This is a genomic window from Paraburkholderia sp. (assembly GCF_028283785.1).
Taxonomy (GTDB): Bacteria; Pseudomonadota; Gammaproteobacteria; order Burkholderiales; family Burkholderiaceae; genus Paraburkholderia.
Map to the genome: position 1 here is coordinate 767,107 of NZ_JAPWKB010000019.1, position 18,784 is coordinate 785,890.

Here is an 18,784-nt window from a genome sequence, read left to right on the forward strand (position 1 = left end):
GATGCTCCGCTTGCCGTTAGAATGCTTTTTTCGGGATCGTATTGTGGGCGAACGATCCCCGCGCCGCAACCCGGTGAACCGCGATTAGCACGATCGTTCTATTGTGTGCTACGGTGACGGCCCGGCTGCCTGGCAGCCGGTATCCGCGATTTACCGCATGTCAGTAACACGTACGTCGCGGCCACGCCGCATCTGTAACCACTACCGAGTAGAGGAACGACAATGGGCCGTTCGATCAATCTGGAAGGCAAGGTTGCGCTGATCACAGGCGCCTCCAGCGGGCTGGGCAAGCGTTTCGCGCAAGTGTTGTCGCAGGCGGGCGCAAAAGTCGTGCTGGCGAGCCGCCGCACCGAACGGTTGAAAGAGTTGCGTGCCGAGATCGAGGCATCGGGCGGCGCGGCGCACGTCGTGTCGCTCGACGTGACGGATTATCAGAGCATCAAGTCGGCGGTCGCGCATGCGGAAACCGAGGCCGGCACGATCGATATCCTCGTGAACAACTCCGGCGTGTCCACCACGCAAAAGCTGGCCGAAGTCACGCCGGCCGACTTCGAATACGTGTTCGACACCAACACGCGCGGCTCGTTTTTCGTCGCGCAGGAAGTCGCCAAGCGGATGATCATGCGCGGCAACGGCGGCCAGAAGCCGTCTTACCGGATCATCAATATCGCGTCGATGGCGGGGTTGCGCGTGTTGCCGCAGATCGGTCTGTACTCGATGAGCAAGGCCGCCGTCGTCCATATGACGAAAGCGATGGCGCTCGAATGGGGCCGCTACGGTATCAACGTCAACGCCATCTGCCCCGGCTATATCGACACCGAAATCAACCATCATCACTGGCAGACCGAGCAGGGGCAAAAGCTCGTGTCGATGCTGCCGCGTCATCGCGTCGGCAAACCGGACGATCTCGACGGTCTGCTGTTGCTGCTCGCCGCCGACGAGTCGCAGTTCATCAACGGCTCGATCATCGCCGCCGACGACGGCTTTGGTCTCGCCTGAGCGGAATCGGCCCGCATCTCGCACCTTGCACGGCATCGCCGGATTGCCCGTCTGCGCGACGCGTTTGCCGCGCGACGCGCATAATCGGCGGCACGTTTCGCGCCATTCCCGCGCGATTCCGACGCCATTCCCGGCGTCACCTTTGTTTGCGGTCTCGCCCCATGAAGGCGGGCGCCGCGTTCACCCGTTATCCGTTTTCCGACCAGCTGAAGAAGTATGAGCGATTACCACGCAGTTTTCGAAATGGCCATGCCGATCCGTTGGGGCGACATGGACGCGTTCGGCCATGTGAACAACACGGTCTATTTCCGCTATATGGAACAGGTGCGGATTTCCTGGTTCGAGCAGCTCGGCATTGCCGGCGGCAACGGCGAAGGGCAAGGGCCGGTGATCGTCACGGCGTCGATGGAATTTTTGCGGCAGCTTCACTATCCGGGCGACATCATCGGCCGGATGACGGTCGGTGAGCCGGGCCGCAGCAGTTTCGACACCGGTTTCGAGCTGTATCGCGCGGACGATCCCGACACGCTTTACGCGCGCGGCGCGGCGAAATGCGTGTGGATCGACTATGCGGCGGGCAAGTCGGTGCCGATTCCCGATCTGCTGCGCACGACCATCGAACAGGCGAAGCTCGTCAAGACCGCCTGAGCGGTAAGCGCGCGGGCGTTGCGTCGCCCGTCAGTTGCCGAGCAGCCGCTGCAACAGTTCGGTCGCGTTGCCGGTGCCGTATTTGCGCATCAGCCGCGACCGGTACACATCCACGGTTCGCGAGCTGATGTCGAGCGTGCGACCGATCTGCTTGCTCGTTTTGCCCGTCACCAGCTGCGCGGCGATTTCCCGCTCGCGCGGCGTCAGTTCGACCGCTACCCGGCGCGTCGCGCTCAAATCCTCGAAAGTCCAGATGCCGGCCGCATGCGGCGCGTTGCGTTCGAGCGAGCGTCCCGTCACGTGACACCAGAACAATTCGCCGTTCGCGCGCTTCATGATGCGGTCGTCGGCGTAGCTGCCGAGCGCGGTCATGATCGGCGGAATGCGCTCGCCGATGCGCTCGAATTCATCGGCGGACGGATACAGCACCTGAAACGACTGCCCGATCAGCGAGCCGCGCGGATGGCCGAAGATCGCCGCGAGCTGGTCGTTGCAGTCTTCGATCGTGCGTTCGCGCGACAGCACGAGTCCGATCGGCGCGAGGTGAAAAGCGGTTTGGTAATCCAGTGCGGTCATGAGTGACGTCGACGTGCGGCAGCCGCACGGAGGCGACTACTTATGTATTTTTGCGTATTGTGCCGCAGCATGGCGGCATCGTACCCTTTCGGACATAAATCAACCGGATCAATCGTGACGTTCACGTGGTCGTGCCCAGCGGGCGCGGGCTTTGCTGAATGTTCCCGTTACTCGTTCGTCGCGCAGCAGCGCACGGCGAATCCGGGATGACTAGAATGACATCACGGCTCACGCCCGCGTACCGCGCTTCGCCACGTACCGACGGCCAAACCGTTGAGCTGATTTCCATAAAGGAAGGGACACACTGATGAACAAGGTCTATCCAGGCGCGGCCGACGCGCTCAAAGACATCGTCAAGGACGGGCAGACGTTTGCCGTCGGCGGCTTTGGACTGTGCGGGATTCCCGAAGCGCTGATCGCCGCGCTGCGCGATACCGGCGTCAAAGGCATTACGTGCATCAGCAATAACGCGGGCGTCGACGGCTTCGGCCTGGGCCTGCTGCTCGAAACACGTCAGATCAAGAAAATGATCTCGTCGTACGTGGGCGAAAACAAGGAATTCGAACGGCAATATCTGGCCGGCGAACTCGAACTCGAATTCACGCCGCAAGGCACGCTGGCCGAGAAACTGCGCGCCGGCGGCTCGGGCATTCCGGCGTTCTTCACGAACACCGGCTACGGCACGCTGATCGCCGAGGGCAAGGAAACCCGCCAGTTCGGCGAAAACCACTACGTGCTCGAACACTCGCTGACGGCGGACGTCGCGATCGTAAAGGCATGGAAGGCCGATAAATCGGGCAACCTGATCTATCGCCGCACCGCGCGCAACTTCAACCCGATGTGCGCGATGGCGGGCAAGATTACCGTGGCCGAGGTCGAAGAGATCGTCGAAGTGGGCGAACTCGATCCGGACGCGATCCACACGCCGGGCATTTTCGTGCAGCGCCTCGTGCTCAATGCGCATCCGGAAAAACGCATCGAACAACGCATCGTCCGCGCGAAAGGAGACTGATCATGGCATGGACTCGTGACGAAATGGCCGCGCGCGCGGCGAAAGAATTGCAGGACGGTTTCTACGTGAACCTCGGTATCGGTCTGCCGACGCTGGTGGCGAACCACGTGCCGGCCGGCGTCGAAGTGTGGCTGCAATCGGAAAACGGTTTGCTGGGCATCGGCCCGTCGCCGACCGAAGAAGAAGTGGATGCCGACCTGATCAACGCGGGCAAGCAGACGGTCACCACCTTGCCGGGTTCGTCGATTTTCTCGTCGGCCGACTCGTTCGCGATGATTCGCGGCGGTCACATCAACCTGGCCATCCTCGGCGCGATGCAGATCAGCAAGAAGGGCGATCTGGCCAACTGGATGATTCCGGGCAAGATGATCAAGGGCATGGGCGGCGCGATGGATCTGGTCGCGGGCGTCAAGCGCGTGGTCGTGCTGATGGAGCACGTCGCGAAGGGCGACCAGCACAAGATTCTCGAAGACTGCACGTTGCCGCTGACGGGCGTGGGCGTGGTCGATCAGATCATCACCGACCTCGGCGTGATCGACGTCACGGAAGACGGCCTGAAGCTGGTCGAACTGGCGCCGGGCGTCACGGTCGACGAAATCAAGGCGAAAACGGGCGCACCGCTCGACGTCAGCGCGGTCAGCTGATGTCGGCCGGCGGGCCGCGACGTCGATCCAGTTGAGGCGGCGCGCTGGCGGTCCTGCGGTGTGAGCGGTATCGAAACGGGCGAGACGCGAGTCTCGCCCGTTTTGCTTTGCGGTGCGGCGGCGCAGCGGCTACGGAGGCGCGGTCCACGACCGATCGTCCGCGGCTGTCTGGATCAGGCGTGCGCGGGCACAAAGCGGTTTACAATCTTTCATACGTAGCAGGTTCCGATTCCGCGTAGTTCTGCGCCCGTTTACGCCCCGGTTGCGCGTTGCCCATGCCGCGCGCACGAGGCGCCACGAAGGACATCCGATGACCGATCCGTTTCCCGCCTCGTCCGCCATCAGCGACGCCTCCGCACCCCGTCAACGCTTCGTCCAGTGCGCAAGCCCCGGCGGCCTGCATCGCGTCGCGTACACCGAGTGGGGCGATCCGGACAATCCGCGCGTGCTGCTGTGCGTGCACGGATTGACCCGCTCCGGCCGCGATTTCGACCGGCTGGCGGCGCAATTCGCGGGCACCTATCGGGTCGTTTGCCCGGATGTGGTCGGGCGCGGCTTGTCTTCGTGGCTGAGCGTCCCAAACTATTACAGCGTTCCCCAATATGTGGCCGACATGGTCACGCTGATCGCGCGTCTGAACGTCGATCGGGTGGACTGGTTCGGTACGTCGATGGGCGGTTTGATCGGCATGGCGCTCGCTGGCTTGCCGGACACGCCGGTGCGCAAGATGCTCGTCAACGACGTCGGTCCGCATCTCGAACCGGCGGCGGTCGCGCGTATCGGCGACTACCTCGGCAAGCCGGTGCGCTTCGAGACGCTGCAGCAAGGTATCGACTACGCGGCGCTGCTCGCGCAGACGTTCGGGCCGTTGACGCCCGAAGACTGGCGCGAGATCAACACGCCGCTTCTGCACGAGCGCGACGGCGCATGGCAGTTCCGCTACGACCCGCGCATCGCGGTGCCGTTCACGGCAACCACCGAAGAACTCGCGGCTCTGGGCGAAGCGGCATTGTGGAATTCGGTCGCGGCGTTCGACGGTCCGTTGCTGGTGGTGCGCGGCGAAAAGTCCGATCTGCTGTCGCGCGAGACGGTCGGGAAAATGATCGAGCAGGGGCACGCGGTGTCGTCGGTGGAAGTGCCGGGCGTCGGTCATGCGCCGGCGTTTCTGAGCGACGCGCAGATCGACATCGCGCGGCGCTTCTTCATCGCGCCGCCCGGCGACGCGTCATAATATAAGGCTGCGCGCCGCGGTCCGCCAAAGAGCGGCGGCGCATCGGACACACCGGCGGCACGCGGCAACGCTATTTCAACCAACCCGAATCAGGATTTTTCATGGCAGTCATTCGTCATCACGTCGGCAAGCGTCTCTCCGAAATCGCGGTTCACAACGGCACCGTGTATCTCGCGGGACAGATCGCCGAAGACACCGATCAGGACATCGCCGGCCAGACGCGCGAAGTGCTCGGCCACATCGACCGTCTGCTCGCGGAAGTCAACAGCGACAAGTCGTTGCTGCTGTCGGTGCAGATTTTCATCTCCGACATGGTTCACTTTGCCGGCATGAATGCGGTGTGGGACGAGTGGGTCGCGCAAGGCAGCACGCCGCCGCGCGCCACGGTCGAGGCAAAACTCGCCAATCCGAAGTGCCTCGTCGAAGTCGTTGCGTTCGCTGCACAGCGAGACTAAGGCCGGCCGCGCCAGCGGCTATTTTTGCAGTTGAATTTTCCTTGATCCGCCTGGCCCGTCGGGCCGCCGTACCATGAATACCGATTCCGTCACGTCCGCCGTCATTCCCGTTCCTTCGTTCGAGGAGGCGATGGCGTTCGTGCGCGAGCATGCCGGTGAGGTGCGGCTGTCGTCGGGCGAATTGCTGGCGGATCACGCGGCGGGCACGGCGGCGATCATGCGCACGCTGAACGTCGATCCGGCGGCCGTGCTGGCCGCGGCGCTATTCGCGCTGACGCCGCATCTGCAGGAGCCGGAGCGCATGATCTCCGAGCGCTTCGGCGAGGAAGTGAATCAACTGGTGTTCGACGTGCGCAAGCTGTTGCGGCTGGGCAGCGTCAGCTTGCGCGCCGCGCAGAACGCGTTGCCCGAGGTGGGTCGCGAGGCGCAGGCTGCGCGTCGTGCGCAGGTCGAAGCGTTGCGCAAGATGCTGCTCGGGTTCGCGCAGGATATCCGCGTGGTGCTGATTCGTCTTGCGTCGCGGCTGCAGTCGCTGCGGTATTACGCAGCGGCGAAGGTCACGCCTTCGCCCGACGTCGCACGCGAAACGCTGGATATTTACGCGCCGCTCGCGAACCGTCTGGGCATCTGGCAGTTGAAGTGGGAACTCGAAGATCTCGCGTTGCGCTTCCAGGAGCCGGCCACTTACAAGCGCATCGCCAAGCTGCTCGACGAGAAGCGCGCGGAGCGTGAAACTTATGTGGCCGAGGCGATCGCGCGGCTGCAAAGCGAGCTGGCGGCCGCGAATATCCGCGCGGAAGTCAGCGGGCGTCCGAAGCACATCTACAGCATCTGGAAGAAGATGCACGGCAAGGAGCTGGATTTCTCCGAACTGTACGACGTGCGCGCGTTCCGTGTGATCGTGCCGGACATCAAGGATTGTTATACGGTGCTGGGCATCGTCCACAACCTGTGGCAGCCGGTGCCCAAAGAGTTCGACGACTATATTTCGCGTCCCAAGCCGAACGGCTACAAGTCGCTGCACACGGTGGTGATCGGCGACGACGGGCGTGCGTTCGAAGTGCAGATCCGCACGCAGGACATGCATCAGTTCGCGGAGTACGGCGTGGCCGCGCACTGGCGCTACAAGGAAGCGGGCGTGCGCGGTTACGGCGGCCAGTTCAGCGCGAACGACAAATACGACGAGAAGATCGCGTGGCTGCGTCAACTGCTTGCGTGGAAGGACGAAGTCACGGTTGGCGAGCATGGCGACGAGCGCGCGGCGCAGCCGTGGGAGCAACTGCGTCAGGCCTCGTTCGACGACGACCATATTTACGTGCTGACGCCGCAGGCGCGCGTGATCCCGTTGCCGGTCGGGTCCACGCCGGTGGATTTCGCGTATCACGTGCATAGCGAGCTGGGGCATCGCTGCCGTGGCGCGCGTGTCGATGGCACGATGGTGCCGCTCAATACCTCGCTGGAAAACGGCCAGACGATCGAGATCGTCGCGGTGAAAGAGGGCGGTCCGTCGCGCGACTGGCTCAATCCGCAACTGGGGTACATGCATAGCCCGCGTGCGCGGCAGAAAGTGCGCGCGTGGTTCAACGCGATCGACGCCGCGGAAAACATCGCCAACGGACGCGCGATGGTCGAAAAGACCTTGCAGCGCGAAGGCAAGACGTCGGTCAATCTCGATCAGCTCGCGGGCAAGCTCGGCTTCGATGCGCCTGACGATCTGTTCTCGGTTGTCGGCAAGGACGAGTTCAGTCTGCGGCAGGTCGAGCAGGCGTTGCGCGATGCGCCGCCGCCGGAGCCGAAACCCGAAGCGCCCGAGCAGTTCGAAAAGCGCGGCAGCGGCGCGAGCGTCGCGCATGGTGCGTCGGCGGGTGTGCTGGTGGTCGGCGTCGATGCGTTGCTCACGCAACTCGCGCGGTGTTGCCGTCCGGCTCCGCCCGACGATATCAGCGGCTTCGTCACGCGTGGCAAGGGCATGTCGATCCACCGTCGCGACTGCGCCACGTTCCGGCGCATGGCCGAACGGGCGCCGGAACGCGTGCTCGAAACCGCCTGGTCCGCCGACGTGATGAGCGGCCGTGGCCAGTCGGTCTACCCGGTCGACTTCACGATCGACGCAACCGATCGCCAGGGCTTGCTGCGCGATATCTCCGAAGTGTTCGCGCGCGAAAAGATGAACGTGATCGGCGTGAAGACGCAGACGCGGCGCAATGCGGCCTATATGCAGTTCACGGTCGAGGTGTCGAACGCGGCGCAGATCCAGCGTGCGTGTTCGTTGCTCGGCGAGGTGAGCGGTGTCGTGCGTGCTTCACGGAAGTCGTAGGAAGGGCGATCGCGATCGCGATTGCGATTGGAGTGCGATCGGGCGTGATGCGTTTTTTGCTGTCATCGCGTAAAAGTACTTGCCAAGCGTAGTAGCGCTTCTTATAATCTTGCTTCTTCAGGCTCGTAGCTCAGCTGGTTAGAGCACCACCTTGACATGGTGGGGGTCGTTGGTTCGAGTCCAATCGAGCCTACCAACGAAATTGAAACTCTGGTTCGCCGGGGTTTCGCAAACGTAGTAAGCGCATTAGCGCCAAAGGCAAATACGGTTATGGCACCGCGAACGTTGACCGAAACTACTTCGGAGCGACGCTAGTCGAGGACCACTTTCGCCTTTGTAGTTTGATGGAAATGTGAATGCGGCCCCTCGAAAGCGGGGCCGCATTTTTTTTGGCTTTTTTACGGGTCGTTGCAAGCGCCGCCGCCCGCCGGCACCACGGAGAACACAATGGTTTCGATACGCCTGCCTGACGGTTCTGTTCGACAGTACGATCACCCTGTGACCGTCGCGGAAGTGGCGGCGTCGATCGGTCCCGGTCTTGCGAAAGCCGCGCTCGGCGGCAAGATCGATGGTGAACTGGTCGATACGTCCGCGTTGATCGATCACGACGTCGCGCTTGCCATCATCACCGAAAAAGACGCCGACGGTCTCGACATCATCCGTCACTCGACGGCGCACTTGCTTGCGTACGCGGTGAAGGATCTGTTCCCGGAAGCGCAAGTCACGATCGGTCCGGTGATCGACAACGGCTTCTATTACGACTTCGCGTATAGCCGCCCGTTCACGCCCGAAGATCTGCAAAAGATCGAAAAGCGCATGCAGGAACTGGCAAAGAAAGACGAGCCGGTTACGCGTCGCGTGGTGTCGCGCGCCGAAGCAGTGGACTACTTCAAGAGCATTGGCGAAAAGTACAAGGCCGAGATCATCGAATCGATCCCCGCTGCCGACGACATCAAGCTTTACTCGCATGGCGGATTCACGGACTTGTGCCGTGGCCCGCACGTGCCGTCCACGGGCAAGCTCAAGGTCTTCAGGCTGATGAAGCTCGCTGGCGCGTACTGGCGTGGCGACGCGAAGAACGAACAGCTTCAGCGCATTTACGGTACGGCCTGGACGAAGAAGGAAGACCAGGAGCAGTATCTGCACATGCTCGAGGAAGCGGAAAAGCGCGATCACCGCAAGCTCGGCAAGCAACTCGACCTGTTCCATATGCAGGACGAATCGCCGGGCATGGTGTTCTGGCATCCGCGCGGCTGGACGCTGTGGCAGCAGGTCGAACAGTACATGCGCCGTCGCGTGAACGACGCCGGGTATCTCGAGATCAAGACGCCGATGATCATGGACCGCTCGTTGTGGGAAGCGTCGGGTCACTGGCAGAACTACCGTGAAAACATGTTCACGACGGAATCGGAAAAGCGCGATTACGCGATCAAGCCGATGAACTGTCCGGGACACGTGCAGGTGTTCAATCACGGTCTGCGTTCGTATCGCGATCTGCCGCTGCGTTACGCGGAGTTCGGTTCGTGCCATCGCAATGAATCGTCGGGCGCGTTGCACGGGCTGATGCGCGTGCGGGGTTTCGTGCAGGACGACGCGCACATTTTCTGTACCGAAGACCAGTTCATCAGCGAATCGATCGCGTTCAATACGCTGGCGATGAGCGTGTACAAGGACTTCGGTTTCGATGACGTGCAGATCAAGCTGTCGCTGCGTCCGGATGCACGCGCGGGTACCGACGAAACGTGGGATCGTGCCGAGCAAGGTCTGCGCGACGCGTTGACGGCCTGCGGCGTCACGTGGGAAGAACTGCCGGGCGAAGGCGCGTTTTACGGCCCGAAGGTCGAGTATCACATCAAGGATGCGCTCGGCCGTTCGTGGCAGTGCGGCACGCTGCAGCTCGATATGGTGCTGCCGGAGCGTCTCGGCGCGGAGTATGTCGCGGAAGACAATAGCCGTCGCCGGCCGATCATGTTGCACCGTGCGATCGTCGGGTCGATGGAGCGGTTCCTCGGCATTTTGATCGAGCACCATGCTGGTGCAATGCCGTCCTGGCTGGCACCGATGCAGGTCGTTGTGATGAATATCGCCGAAAGTCAGGCGGAATATGCTGCTGCTCTGGCCCAATCGTTGCAAAAACAAGGGGTTAGAGTTGAGGCTGATTTGCGCAACGAGAAGATTAGCTATAAAATACGCGAGCACACGCTAGAGAAGGTGCCGTACCTGCTTGTGGTCGGCGACAAAGAGCGTGAAGCCCAAACGGTAGCCGTGCGCGCCCGTGGCGGTGTCGATCTTGGCGTGATGCCGGTCGATACCTTTATTGAACGTCTGCGTCAGGACGTGCAGTCGTTCAAGTAAAGCCACCCGGCGGCCCGGCTCGCTTTTTAATTTTTAAAGGAAACGTAACATCGCTACTGATAAGTCTGCTCATCGCATCAACGGTGAAATCACGGCACCTGAGGTGCGTCTGGTCGGAGTCGAGAACGAACCGCTCGGCATCGTAAAACTCGCCGATGCTTTCCGCATGTCGGAACAGCAGGACGTGGATCTGGTCGAAATCGCGCCTCAAGCGGTTCCACCGGTTTGCCGTTTGATGGATTACGGCAAGTTCAAGTACTCGGAAGCGAAAAAGCAGCACGAGGCGAAGCTCAAGCAGAAAGTCATCCAGGTCAAGGAAGTCAAATTCCGCCCGGGTACCGACGACGGTGACTACAACGTCAAGCTGCGCAACCTCATCCGCTTCCTCGACGATGGCGACAAGACGAAAATCACGTTGCGTTTCCGCGGCCGCGAAATGGCTCACCAGGAAATCGGTATGCGGATGCTTGAGCGTCTGCGCGCCGATCTCGACGAAGTCGGCACGGTTGAGCAAATGCCGAAGATGGAAGGGCGCCAGATGATCATGGTGCTCGGCCCGAAGAAAAAGAAGTAAGCGGCTTGACCGGCTGCGCGCTGTGAAGCGCGCGCCGAAGTCGTATCAAGGTTCAACGGTGTTCGCCGGATTCGGCGAACACCGGCAGATTTTCGGAGCGCGACCGTTTTTGCGGTCACGACTTCTGAAAACGCGGCGCCTGAAGTCTGGGTTAGCTGCATACCAAGTGGAGTGGGTTTCGAAGGGCGGGATAGGGCTTTTTGGGCCAACCGCACACCCATATCCATCTAATAATGGAGTTGTCATGCCGAAGATGAAGACCAAGAAGAGTGCTGCAAAGCGCTTCGTGGTGCGTCCGGGCGGTACCGTCAAGCGCGGTCAAGCCTTCAAGCGCCACATTCTGACGAAGAAGACCACCAAGAACAAACGCCATCTGCGCGGTTCGACGGCAGTTCATGATTCCGATATGAACTCCGTGCGCGCAATGCTGCCGTTCGCTTAACCCTTAACTAAAACTCACAGGAGCAAATATGCCTAGAGTCAAACGTGGGGTTACCGCACGGGCCCGTCACAAGAAGATCATCAAGCTGGCCAAGGGTTACCGCGGCCGTCGCAATAACGTCTATCGCATCGCCAAGCAGGCGGTCATGCGCGCAGGCCAATACGCCTACCGCGATCGCCGCAACAAGAAGCGTGTGTTCCGTGCATTGTGGATCACGCGTATCAACGCGGCGGTGCGTCAGCACGACATGACGTACAGCGTGTTCATCAACGGCCTGAAGAAGGCTTCGATCGAACTGGACCGCAAGGTGCTGGCCGACATGGCTGTGTTCGACAAGGCTGCTTTTGCTGCGATCGTTCAGCAGGTGAAAGCCGCCGTTGCAGCCTGATTGCGCATTTGGCAAACGCTGATCATCGCGTTTGCTAAATCAAACTGCATGGTTCGTTGTAGCGAACATCCGGTAGTCTCGGTGACGCTGCAACAAAAACGGGGCTCCTTACCGAGCCCCGTTTTTGTTGGTCGAGCCAGTTTTGCCTCAATTGAACACTGACGTTGAAAGATGGGATCAATGGATCTGGACCAGATTGTCGCCGACGCGCAAACAGCCTTCGAACAAGCCGCGGATGTCACCACCCTCGAGAACGAGAAAGCCCGCTTTCTCGGTAAATCGGGTGCGCTGACCGAGTTGTTGAAGGGCCTTGGCAAGCTCGATCCCGAGACACGCAAGACCGACGGCGCCCGTATCAACGTCGCGAAGCAGCAGGTGGAAGCGGCCTTGACGGCCCGCCGCCAGGCGCTCGCCGACGCGTTGCTGAGTCAGCGTCTCGCCGCAGAAGCCATCGACGTGACCTTGCCCGGTCGCGGCATCGGAGCGGGTAGTTTGCATCCGGTGATGCGCACGTGGGAACGCGTCGAACAGATTTTTCGTACGATCGGATTCGACGTGGCCGACGGCCCCGAAATCGAAACCGACTGGTACAACTTCACCGCACTGAACAGCCCGGAAAACCACCCGGCGCGATCGATGCAAGACACCTTCTACGTCGACGGTAAAGGTGCCGACGGCCGCCAGTTGCTGCTGCGCACGCACACGAGCCCGATGCAGGTTCGCTACGCACGCACCAACACGCCGCCGATCAAGGTCATCGTGCCGGGTCGCACGTATCGCGTGGACAGCGACGCGACGCACTCGCCGATGTTCAATCAGGTCGAAGGCCTGTGGATCGACGAGAACATCAGCTTCGCCGACCTGAAGGGCGTCTACTCCGACTTCCTCAAAAAATTCTTCGAACGCGACGACATCCTCGTACGTTTCCGCCCGTCGTATTTCCCGTTCACGGAACCGTCGGCGGAAATCGACATGATGTTCGAGCACGGCAAAAACGCCGGCAAGTGGCTCGAGATCTCGGGCTCGGGTCAGGTGCACCCCACCGTGATCCGCAACATGGGTCTCGACCCGGAGCGTTATATCGGTTTCGCGTTCGGCAGCGGCCTCGAACGGCTGACCATGCTGCGCTACGGCGTGCAGGATTTGCGTCTGTTCTTCGAAAACGATCTGCGTTTCCTGCGTCAATTCGCTTAAGGCTCGCGCCGGCGATCGTCGTCGGACCAGCCTGACATGCAACGAGGGCGGCCGCGCGTCATCCGACGCGCCGTCGCAAGCAAGCAGTGCCCCCGGCAGGGTGCGAAGCATCGGCCGGACATGGGCCCAACCTGATTAGAACGTACACCACCATGCAATTCCCCGAATCCTGGTTGAGAACCTTCGTCGATCCGCAGCTGAGCACCGATGAGCTGTCGCACGCGCTGACGATGGCGGGGCTCGAAGTCGAGGGCTTGCGTCCGGCTGCGCCGCCTACGTCGAAGATCGTCGTCGGTCAGGTGCTCGAAGTCGTCAAGCATCCCGACGCTGACAAGCTCAACGTCTGTCAGGTCGATGCCGGCACCGGCGCGACGCTGACCATCGTGTGCGGCGCGCCGAACGTGTCGGTGGGTATCAAGGTGCCGGTCGCGCTGGTCGGCGCGGAACTGCCGCCGGCCGAAGAGGGCGGCGCACCGTTCGCGATCAAGCTGTCCAAGCTGCGCGGCGTCGAAAGTCAGGGGATGCTGTGCTCGGCGCGCGAACTGAAGCTGTCGGAAGATCATAGCGGCCTGATGATCCTGCCGGAAGCGACGCCGATCGGCCAGGACATCCGCGAGACGCTGAATCTCGACGACACCGTATTCGAAATCAAGCTGACGCCGAACAAGGCCGACTGTCTGTCTGTGTTCGGTGTGGCGCGCGAAACGTCGGCGATCACCGGCGCGCCGTTGCGCCCGCTCGACATCAAGCCGGCAGCGGTCACGCTGAACGAAACCTTGCCGGTCAGGATTTCGGCGCCCGACTTGTGCGGCCGTTTCTCGGGCCGCGTGATTCGCGGCGTGAATGCGCGCGCGAAGTCGCCGCAGTGGATGGTGCAACGTCTCGAACGCTCGGGACAACGCAGCATTTCCGCGCTGGTCGACATTTCGAATTACGTGATGCTCGAACTCGGCCGTCCGTCGCATGTGTTCGATCTCGACAAGATCCACGGCGGCATGGACGTGCGTTGGGGGCGCAAGGGCGAGACGCTGAAACTGCTGAACGGCAGCACCGTCGAGCTCGACGAAACGGTCGGCGTGATCGCCGACGAACAGCATATCGAAAGCCTCGCGGGCATCATGGGCGGTGACAGCACGGCCGTCACGCTCGACACGACCAACATCTATCTGGAAGCCGCATTCTGGTGGCCGGACAGCATTCGTGGCCGCTCGCGCAAGTACAACTTTTCGACTGACGCAGGGCATCGCTTCGAGCGCGGCGTCGACTATGCAACCACCGTCGAACACATCGAGCGCATCACGCAACTGATCCTCGAAATCTGCGGCGGTCAAGCCGGTCCGGTCGACGACCAGACGGTCAACGTGCCCCAACGCGCGCCGGTTACGATGCGTGTCGCTCGCGCGAACAAGATCATCGGCGTGGCGATTTCCGCCGACGAGATCGCGCAGATTTTCACGCGCCTCGGTCTCAGTTTCGAGCGTGACGGTGACACGTCGTTCTCGGTGACGCCGCCGTCGTTCCGTTTCGATATCGAAATCGAAGAAGACCTGATCGAAGAAGTCGCGCGTATCTACGGCTTCGAAAAGATCCCCGCGCGTCCGCCGGTTGCGACGAGCGAAATGCGCCGCACCGACGAAACCAAGCGTTCGATCCACGTGTTGCGTCATGCGCTGGCCGCGCGCGATTTCGCGGAAACGGTCAACTTCAGCTTCGTCGACGCCGAGTGGGAACAGGACTTCGCGGGCAATGCGAATCCGGTCCGTCTGCTGAACCCGATCGCGAGTCAGCTTTCGGTGATGCGCACGACCTTGTTCGGCAGCCTGATCAACGTGCTGCGTTCGAATCTGAACCGTCGCGCGGATCGCGTGCGCGTGTTCGAAGTCGGTCGCGTGTTTCTGCACGATCCGTCGATCAAGGCAGGCGAGTTGACGGTCGAAGGTTTCGCGCAACCGAAGATGATCGGTGCGCTCGCCTATGGTCCGGCGCTCGACGAACAGTGGGCGTCGCAGTCGCGCGCGGTGGATTTCTTCGATGTGAAGGGCGATCTCGAAGCGTTGTTCGCGCCGGTCGTGCCGCGTTTCGTCAAGGCCGAGCATCCGGCGCTGCATCCGGGACGTTCAGCGCGCGTTGAAATCGATGGTCGCGCAGTGGGCTGGATTGGTGAATTGCATCCGCGCTGGATGCAGAAATATGATTTGCCGCATGCGCCGATTCTGTTTGAAATTGAAGCCGAAGCATTAATGCAACGTGCTTTGCCGACTCCATCGGACGTGTCGAAATTCCCGCCGGTCAAGCGTGATATTGCGCTTGTCGTCGATCAGAAAATCGAGGTCCAGGCATTGCTCGACGAGATGCAAAAGGCGCTGTCGGAAGACGCCTGCAAGACGGTTCAGAAGGTTGCGCTTTTCGACGAATTCCGTCCAAAATCAAACACTTCCGGTGGTCTGGCAGCTCACGAGAAAAGCCTTGCGTTCCGTGTTACCTTGCAAGATACTGGCGGGACTCTTCAGGACGAAACGGTCGATCTGGCCATTCAAACCCTGGTAAATAGTGTGGCTCGAGTATATGGCGCACGGTTGCGCGGATAACCCGCGGGTAACTCGCGGGATAACCTTCGAACGGCTATTCCGCATCCCGCTTTCTGGTTGGCGCGCCATTTGATAGATATGAATGAAATGAACTCGAGTGATTTCGAAGCCCTTCTTACGGCGCAACGCAGCGCCATGATTCGCGACATTCCGACATCACCCGCTGGCGCGTCGGCTGAAACGCCTACGCTGACCAAAGCTGAGCTGGCCGAGTTGCTGTTCGACAATGTCGGACTTAACAAGCGCGAAGCGAAAGACATGGTCGAAGCGTTCTTCGAGGTGATTCGCGACGCGTTGGAAAGTGGCGATAGCGTGAAGCTGTCCGGCTTCGGCAATTTTCAGCTGCGCGACAAGCCGCAGCGTCCCGGCAGAAATCCCAAGACCGGCGAGGCGATTCCCATCGCCGCGCGCCGCGTCGTGACGTTCCATGCAAGTCAAAAGCTGAAAGCGCTGGTTGAGAACGGCGCCGAGGCAAGCTTCACGCGCTGATCGACCGGCGCGTTCCTGCGCAACCACCACGACGGCTAACTGACGATGACAGCGACGATCGAAAAAGTCGTCTTGCCTCCGATTCCGGCGAAGCGTTACTTCACCATCGGTGAAGTCAGCGAATTGTGCGGCGTCAAACCGCATGTACTGCGCTATTGGGAGCAGGAGTTCACGCAGTTGAGGCCCGTCAAACGACGCGGCAATCGCCGGTATTACCAGCACCATGAAGTGCTGTTGATCCGGCGAATTCGTGAGTTGCTTTACGAGCAGGGATTCACGATCAACGGCGCGCGTAACCGCCTGGATTCAGGACACGGTGGTGCTCACGGTGCCCCACCCGATCCCGACGAAGAGCGCGAAACCGGTGAGGTTCAAACGGGTGAAGCCGTCGATGTCGATCAGTTGCGCAAGGAGTTACTGCACGTGATCGATTTGTTGAGCCGCTAGTCGTTTCGCTTCGCTTTTGTTGCAGTGAACCGGTTCTAATCGTGTGAACTGTCTGTTATACTTTTGTGCTTTCGGGGCGTAGCGCAGCCTGGTAGCGTACCTGCATGGGGTGCAGGTGGTCGGAGGTTCAAATCCTCTCGCCCCGACCAGTATTTAAAAGGCCTTCCGGTTTTAACCGGAAGGCCTTTTTCATTTCCGTCGCGTTATCGGCGCAAACGGGCAGGGACGTCCTGGCTATACGCCGAAAGTCGGTGACACGATTTCGCTAATCGATACCTCGCTTCATCAGCGCTTGCGCATTCGCACCGCGCCCACGTAGCCCACTCACGAGCCATGCTCGCATGCGCGAAACGCATGCGAGCATGCAGCGATGCGTCATACGTATGCGTGCATGCGCCATGCTAGGATCGTTCGCATACGGCGATGGAGACGACGCATGAAACCAGATACAGCGGCCCGGTTCGACACCGAATTCGCGCCGCGCATCGCATCGAAAATCAGCAGTCTGTTCGATGACGGCGTTCATGCCGAAGTATTGCGCTACGAAGGGCACGGTCATCCTTCGCGCATTCATCTGTGGGGTGAACCGCGCGGCGACGCGCATCGCTATCCGCATCCGCTGAACGTGATCCTGACGTGGGACAGCGACGAGATCGCGTGTTTGATGGACGCGGGCGCAGAGCAGCGCTTCACGCGGTATCTGGATGCGATTCCACGCAAGTTCGATGCATGGCATTTTGCGCGGCACATCGACTTCCACTCGCACACGCAAGCGGAAGTCCAGATTCTGTTAGGCGGTCTCGACTTCGAAGCCTGAGCTCAGGCTTGCCGCCAATCCATTTTCTTACGACGCCGCGCCGAGCCGGAAAAAGCTGACGCTGCGTACCAGTCCCGACGCCTTGCCTTGCACCGCGTCAGCCGCCGCCGCCGCTTCCTCGACCAGTGCCGCATTGCTCTGCGTGACCTGGTCCATCTGCGTGACCGCATCGTTCACTTCGGAGATGCCGGCCGCCTGATCGCCGCTCGCTGCCGCGATCGCTTCGACGATCTGCGTCACGCGGCCGACGCTTTCCACCACGCCGTCCATCGTTTCGCTCGCATGCTGGATCAGTTGCGTGCCCGAATCGATCGTGGCGACCGAGTCGCGAATCAAGCCTTTGATTTCGCGTGCAGCATCGGCGGAACGTTGCGCGAGACTCCGCACTTCGGACGCGACCACCGCGAAGCCACGACCTTCGGTTCCGGCGCGCGCCGCTTCGACGGCGGCATTCAGCGCAAGAATATTGGTCTGCGCGGAGATCGCTTCGACCACGGCAATGATGTCCACGATCTTCTTCGACGACGCTTCGATCTGACCCATCGTGCGCACTGCATCGACCATCACGGCGCCGCCGTCGCGTGCCGCTTGCGCAGCGGTTTGTGCGAGCGCGGTCGCATCGCGCGCGTGTCCGGCGTTGCGTTGCACGGACTCGGTGAAGTGCTGCATCGACGCCGCCGTTTCTTCGAGCGACGCCGCTTGCTGTTCGGTGCGCGCCGAGAGATCGAGATTGCCGGCCGCGATCTGCTCGGTCGCGCTCGAAATCGTCGTCGCGCCTTCGCGAATCTCTCCGACGATATGACGCAGGCGCTGATTCATCTGGTTGAGCGCGGCGAGCAACTGTCCGGTTTCGTCGTTGCTGCGCACGACCACGTCCGTGGCGAGATCGCCCGACGCAACCGCTTGTGCGACGCCCACTGCCTGTTGCACCGGCACCGTGATACTGCGGCTGAGGAACAGGACGGTCGCCGTGCCGCCCGCGAGCGCTGCGAGTACGACCACGAGCAACAACGTGCACGCGAGCGTGTACGACGCTTCAGCGGCCTGCGTGGTGCTGTCGCTCGATGTCTTTGCCTGCTGCATCACCGATGCGACGATCGCGTCGATCGCGGCGGTCGGCGCGCGGTCGATTCCCTTGACCAGACCGTCGACGACATGCGCGGTGTTCGGATCGGCGGCATCGTAGTGTTTCAACGCGTCGAGATAGCTGGTCTGCAACGACGCATGCGTGGACAGTGCCGCATCGACGCCATCGGTTGCCGCACCCAACGTCGTCAGCTGATTTTTCAGCGCTTGCAATGCAGCGTCGGTGGTGGTGCTTTCGGCAAGAAATTCGTGACGGTATTTATCGAACGATGCAGCGTCCGCGCCGCGCAACAACAAATCCTTCCATGCCTGCACCTGCTTCTTGAATTCGACCTGCGCGACGCGCGCGGTGTCGGCGGCTTCGGCGTACTCGCTGAGGGTGCGCGTCGAACGCGTTTGCAATGCATGGGTCGCGGACAGCGCATGCCATCCTTCGAGCCCGACCAGCATCGTTGCGATCAGCAGCACGGCGCCCAGCAGTGCCAGCTTGACGGCGATCTTGAGATTCCTGATGAAAGACAC

Annotated in this window: 18 protein-coding genes and 2 tRNA genes; 18 read left to right on the forward strand and 2 right to left on the reverse strand. The window is 61.3% G+C overall.

Features of this window, described 5'->3' with window-relative positions:
• Nucleotides 1-222: 222 nt before the first annotated feature.
• Together PW947_RS25755 and PW947_RS25760 are read left to right on the forward strand one after the other, a co-directional pair.
• The gene (locus PW947_RS25755) at nt 223-999 is read left to right on the forward strand and encodes an SDR family oxidoreductase (RefSeq protein WP_299635208.1); all 777 of its coding nucleotides are present in this window, start codon (nt 223-225) and stop codon (nt 997-999) included.
• A gap of 216 nt (nt 1,000-1,215) precedes the next feature.
• Nucleotides 1,216-1,647 (forward strand): thioesterase family protein, encoded by a 432-nt coding sequence (locus PW947_RS25760; RefSeq protein WP_299635209.1) that lies wholly within the window; start codon nt 1,216-1,218, stop codon nt 1,645-1,647.
• A 30-nt stretch (nt 1,648-1,677) separates the two neighbouring features.
• Here the strand turns inward: PW947_RS25760 and PW947_RS25765 are convergent, their stop codons facing one another.
• A complete protein-coding gene (locus PW947_RS25765) occupies nt 1,678-2,223 on the reverse strand; it encodes a PAS and helix-turn-helix domain-containing protein (RefSeq protein ID WP_299635210.1) in 546 nt (181 codons plus the stop codon).
• A gap of 307 nt (nt 2,224-2,530) precedes the next feature.
• On the opposite strand from PW947_RS25765, the gene PW947_RS25770 reads away from it, so the two are divergent.
• The 16 genes from PW947_RS25770 to PW947_RS25845 all read left to right on the forward strand — a co-directional run bounded on the left by PW947_RS25770 (nt 2,531) and on the right by PW947_RS25845 (nt 17,176).
• Entirely contained in the window at nt 2,531-3,235 is a 705-nt protein-coding gene (locus tag PW947_RS25770) for a CoA transferase subunit A (protein ID WP_299635211.1), read from the forward strand.
• A gap of 2 nt (nt 3,236-3,237) precedes the next feature.
• Complete coding sequence (locus PW947_RS25775; RefSeq protein ID WP_299635212.1) at nt 3,238-3,879, forward strand: CoA transferase subunit B; 642 nt, start codon at nt 3,238-3,240, stop codon at nt 3,877-3,879.
• A 310-nt stretch (nt 3,880-4,189) separates the two neighbouring features.
• The gene (locus tag PW947_RS25780; RefSeq protein WP_299635213.1) at nt 4,190-5,110 is read left to right on the forward strand and encodes an alpha/beta hydrolase; all 921 of its coding nucleotides are present in this window, start codon (nt 4,190-4,192) and stop codon (nt 5,108-5,110) included.
• Nucleotides 5,111-5,211: 101 nt separating this feature from the next.
• Complete coding sequence (locus tag PW947_RS25785) at nt 5,212-5,565, forward strand: RidA family protein (protein WP_299635214.1); 354 nt, start codon at nt 5,212-5,214, stop codon at nt 5,563-5,565.
• Between the two features lie 73 nt (nt 5,566-5,638).
• Nucleotides 5,639-7,882: a bifunctional (p)ppGpp synthetase/guanosine-3',5'-bis(diphosphate) 3'-pyrophosphohydrolase gene (locus PW947_RS25790; RefSeq protein WP_299635216.1), complete on the forward strand. Its 2,244-nt coding sequence runs from the start codon at nt 5,639-5,641 to the stop codon at nt 7,880-7,882.
• Nucleotides 7,883-8,001: 119 nt separating this feature from the next.
• Nucleotides 8,002-8,078 (forward strand) — tRNA-Val (locus tag PW947_RS25795).
• A gap of 251 nt (nt 8,079-8,329) precedes the next feature.
• Complete coding sequence (thrS, locus tag PW947_RS25800) at nt 8,330-10,237, forward strand: threonine--tRNA ligase (protein WP_299635217.1); 1,908 nt, start codon at nt 8,330-8,332, stop codon at nt 10,235-10,237.
• A 49-nt stretch (nt 10,238-10,286) separates the two neighbouring features.
• The gene (gene infC, locus PW947_RS25805) at nt 10,287-10,811 is read left to right on the forward strand and encodes a translation initiation factor IF-3 (RefSeq protein ID WP_299636016.1); all 525 of its coding nucleotides are present in this window, start codon (nt 10,287-10,289) and stop codon (nt 10,809-10,811) included.
• 244 nt (nt 10,812-11,055) lie between these two features.
• Nucleotides 11,056-11,253, forward strand: coding sequence for a 50S ribosomal protein L35 (rpmI, locus tag PW947_RS25810; protein WP_111935491.1), 198 nt, complete (start codon nt 11,056-11,058; stop codon nt 11,251-11,253).
• Between the two features lie 28 nt (nt 11,254-11,281).
• Complete coding sequence (rplT, locus tag PW947_RS25815; protein WP_006052502.1) at nt 11,282-11,641, forward strand: 50S ribosomal protein L20; 360 nt, start codon at nt 11,282-11,284, stop codon at nt 11,639-11,641.
• Between the two features lie 180 nt (nt 11,642-11,821).
• Complete coding sequence (gene pheS, locus PW947_RS25820) at nt 11,822-12,835, forward strand: phenylalanine--tRNA ligase subunit alpha (protein WP_299635218.1); 1,014 nt, start codon at nt 11,822-11,824, stop codon at nt 12,833-12,835.
• Nucleotides 12,836-12,987: 152 nt separating this feature from the next.
• A complete protein-coding gene (gene pheT / locus PW947_RS25825; protein ID WP_299635219.1) occupies nt 12,988-15,423 on the forward strand; it encodes a phenylalanine--tRNA ligase subunit beta in 2,436 nt (811 codons plus the stop codon).
• 78 nt (nt 15,424-15,501) lie between these two features.
• Nucleotides 15,502-15,912: an integration host factor subunit alpha gene (locus PW947_RS25830; RefSeq protein WP_299636018.1), complete on the forward strand. Its 411-nt coding sequence runs from the start codon at nt 15,502-15,504 to the stop codon at nt 15,910-15,912.
• A 45-nt stretch (nt 15,913-15,957) separates the two neighbouring features.
• A complete protein-coding gene (locus PW947_RS25835) occupies nt 15,958-16,359 on the forward strand; it encodes a MerR family transcriptional regulator (RefSeq protein ID WP_299635220.1) in 402 nt (133 codons plus the stop codon).
• A gap of 72 nt (nt 16,360-16,431) precedes the next feature.
• Nucleotides 16,432-16,508 (forward strand) — tRNA-Pro (locus tag PW947_RS25840).
• A gap of 287 nt (nt 16,509-16,795) precedes the next feature.
• Nucleotides 16,796-17,176 carry a DUF5594 family protein gene (locus tag PW947_RS25845; RefSeq protein WP_299635221.1) on the forward strand — a complete coding sequence of 127 codons (381 nt, stop codon included), beginning with the start codon at nt 16,796-16,798 and terminating at the stop codon, nt 17,174-17,176.
• 27 nt (nt 17,177-17,203) lie between these two features.
• On the opposite strand, the gene PW947_RS25850 is transcribed toward PW947_RS25845, so the two are convergent.
• Nucleotides 17,204-18,784 (reverse strand): methyl-accepting chemotaxis protein, encoded by a 1,581-nt coding sequence (locus tag PW947_RS25850; protein WP_299635222.1) that lies wholly within the window; start codon nt 18,782-18,784, stop codon nt 17,204-17,206.

What these genes read in the sequence shown, in the direction of transcription:
- PW947_RS25755 (WP_299635208.1), top strand. Translation starts at nt 223, where the DNA reads ATGGGCCGTTCGATCAATCTGGAAGGCAAGGTTGCGCTGATCACAGGC.
- PW947_RS25760 (WP_299635209.1), top strand. Translation starts at nt 1,216, where the DNA reads ATGAGCGATTACCACGCAGTTTTCGAAATGGCCATGCCGATCCGTTGG.
- PW947_RS25765 (WP_299635210.1), bottom strand. Translation starts at nt 2,223, where the DNA reads ATGACCGCACTGGATTACCAAACCGCTTTTCACCTCGCGCCGATCGGA.
- PW947_RS25770 (WP_299635211.1), top strand. Translation starts at nt 2,531, where the DNA reads ATGAACAAGGTCTATCCAGGCGCGGCCGACGCGCTCAAAGACATCGTC.
- PW947_RS25775 (WP_299635212.1), top strand. Translation starts at nt 3,238, where the DNA reads ATGGCATGGACTCGTGACGAAATGGCCGCGCGCGCGGCGAAAGAATTG.
- PW947_RS25780 (WP_299635213.1), top strand. Translation starts at nt 4,190, where the DNA reads ATGACCGATCCGTTTCCCGCCTCGTCCGCCATCAGCGACGCCTCCGCA.
- PW947_RS25785 (WP_299635214.1), top strand. Translation starts at nt 5,212, where the DNA reads ATGGCAGTCATTCGTCATCACGTCGGCAAGCGTCTCTCCGAAATCGCG.
- PW947_RS25790 (WP_299635216.1), top strand. Translation starts at nt 5,639, where the DNA reads ATGAATACCGATTCCGTCACGTCCGCCGTCATTCCCGTTCCTTCGTTC.
- thrS (WP_299635217.1), top strand. Translation starts at nt 8,330, where the DNA reads ATGGTTTCGATACGCCTGCCTGACGGTTCTGTTCGACAGTACGATCAC.
- rpmI (WP_111935491.1), top strand. Translation starts at nt 11,056, where the DNA reads ATGCCGAAGATGAAGACCAAGAAGAGTGCTGCAAAGCGCTTCGTGGTG.
- rplT (WP_006052502.1), top strand. Translation starts at nt 11,282, where the DNA reads ATGCCTAGAGTCAAACGTGGGGTTACCGCACGGGCCCGTCACAAGAAG.
- pheS (WP_299635218.1), top strand. Translation starts at nt 11,822, where the DNA reads ATGGATCTGGACCAGATTGTCGCCGACGCGCAAACAGCCTTCGAACAA.
- pheT (WP_299635219.1), top strand. Translation starts at nt 12,988, where the DNA reads ATGCAATTCCCCGAATCCTGGTTGAGAACCTTCGTCGATCCGCAGCTG.
- PW947_RS25830 (WP_299636018.1), top strand. Translation starts at nt 15,502, where the DNA reads ATGAATGAAATGAACTCGAGTGATTTCGAAGCCCTTCTTACGGCGCAA.
- PW947_RS25835 (WP_299635220.1), top strand. Translation starts at nt 15,958, where the DNA reads ATGACAGCGACGATCGAAAAAGTCGTCTTGCCTCCGATTCCGGCGAAG.
- PW947_RS25845 (WP_299635221.1), top strand. Translation starts at nt 16,796, where the DNA reads ATGAAACCAGATACAGCGGCCCGGTTCGACACCGAATTCGCGCCGCGC.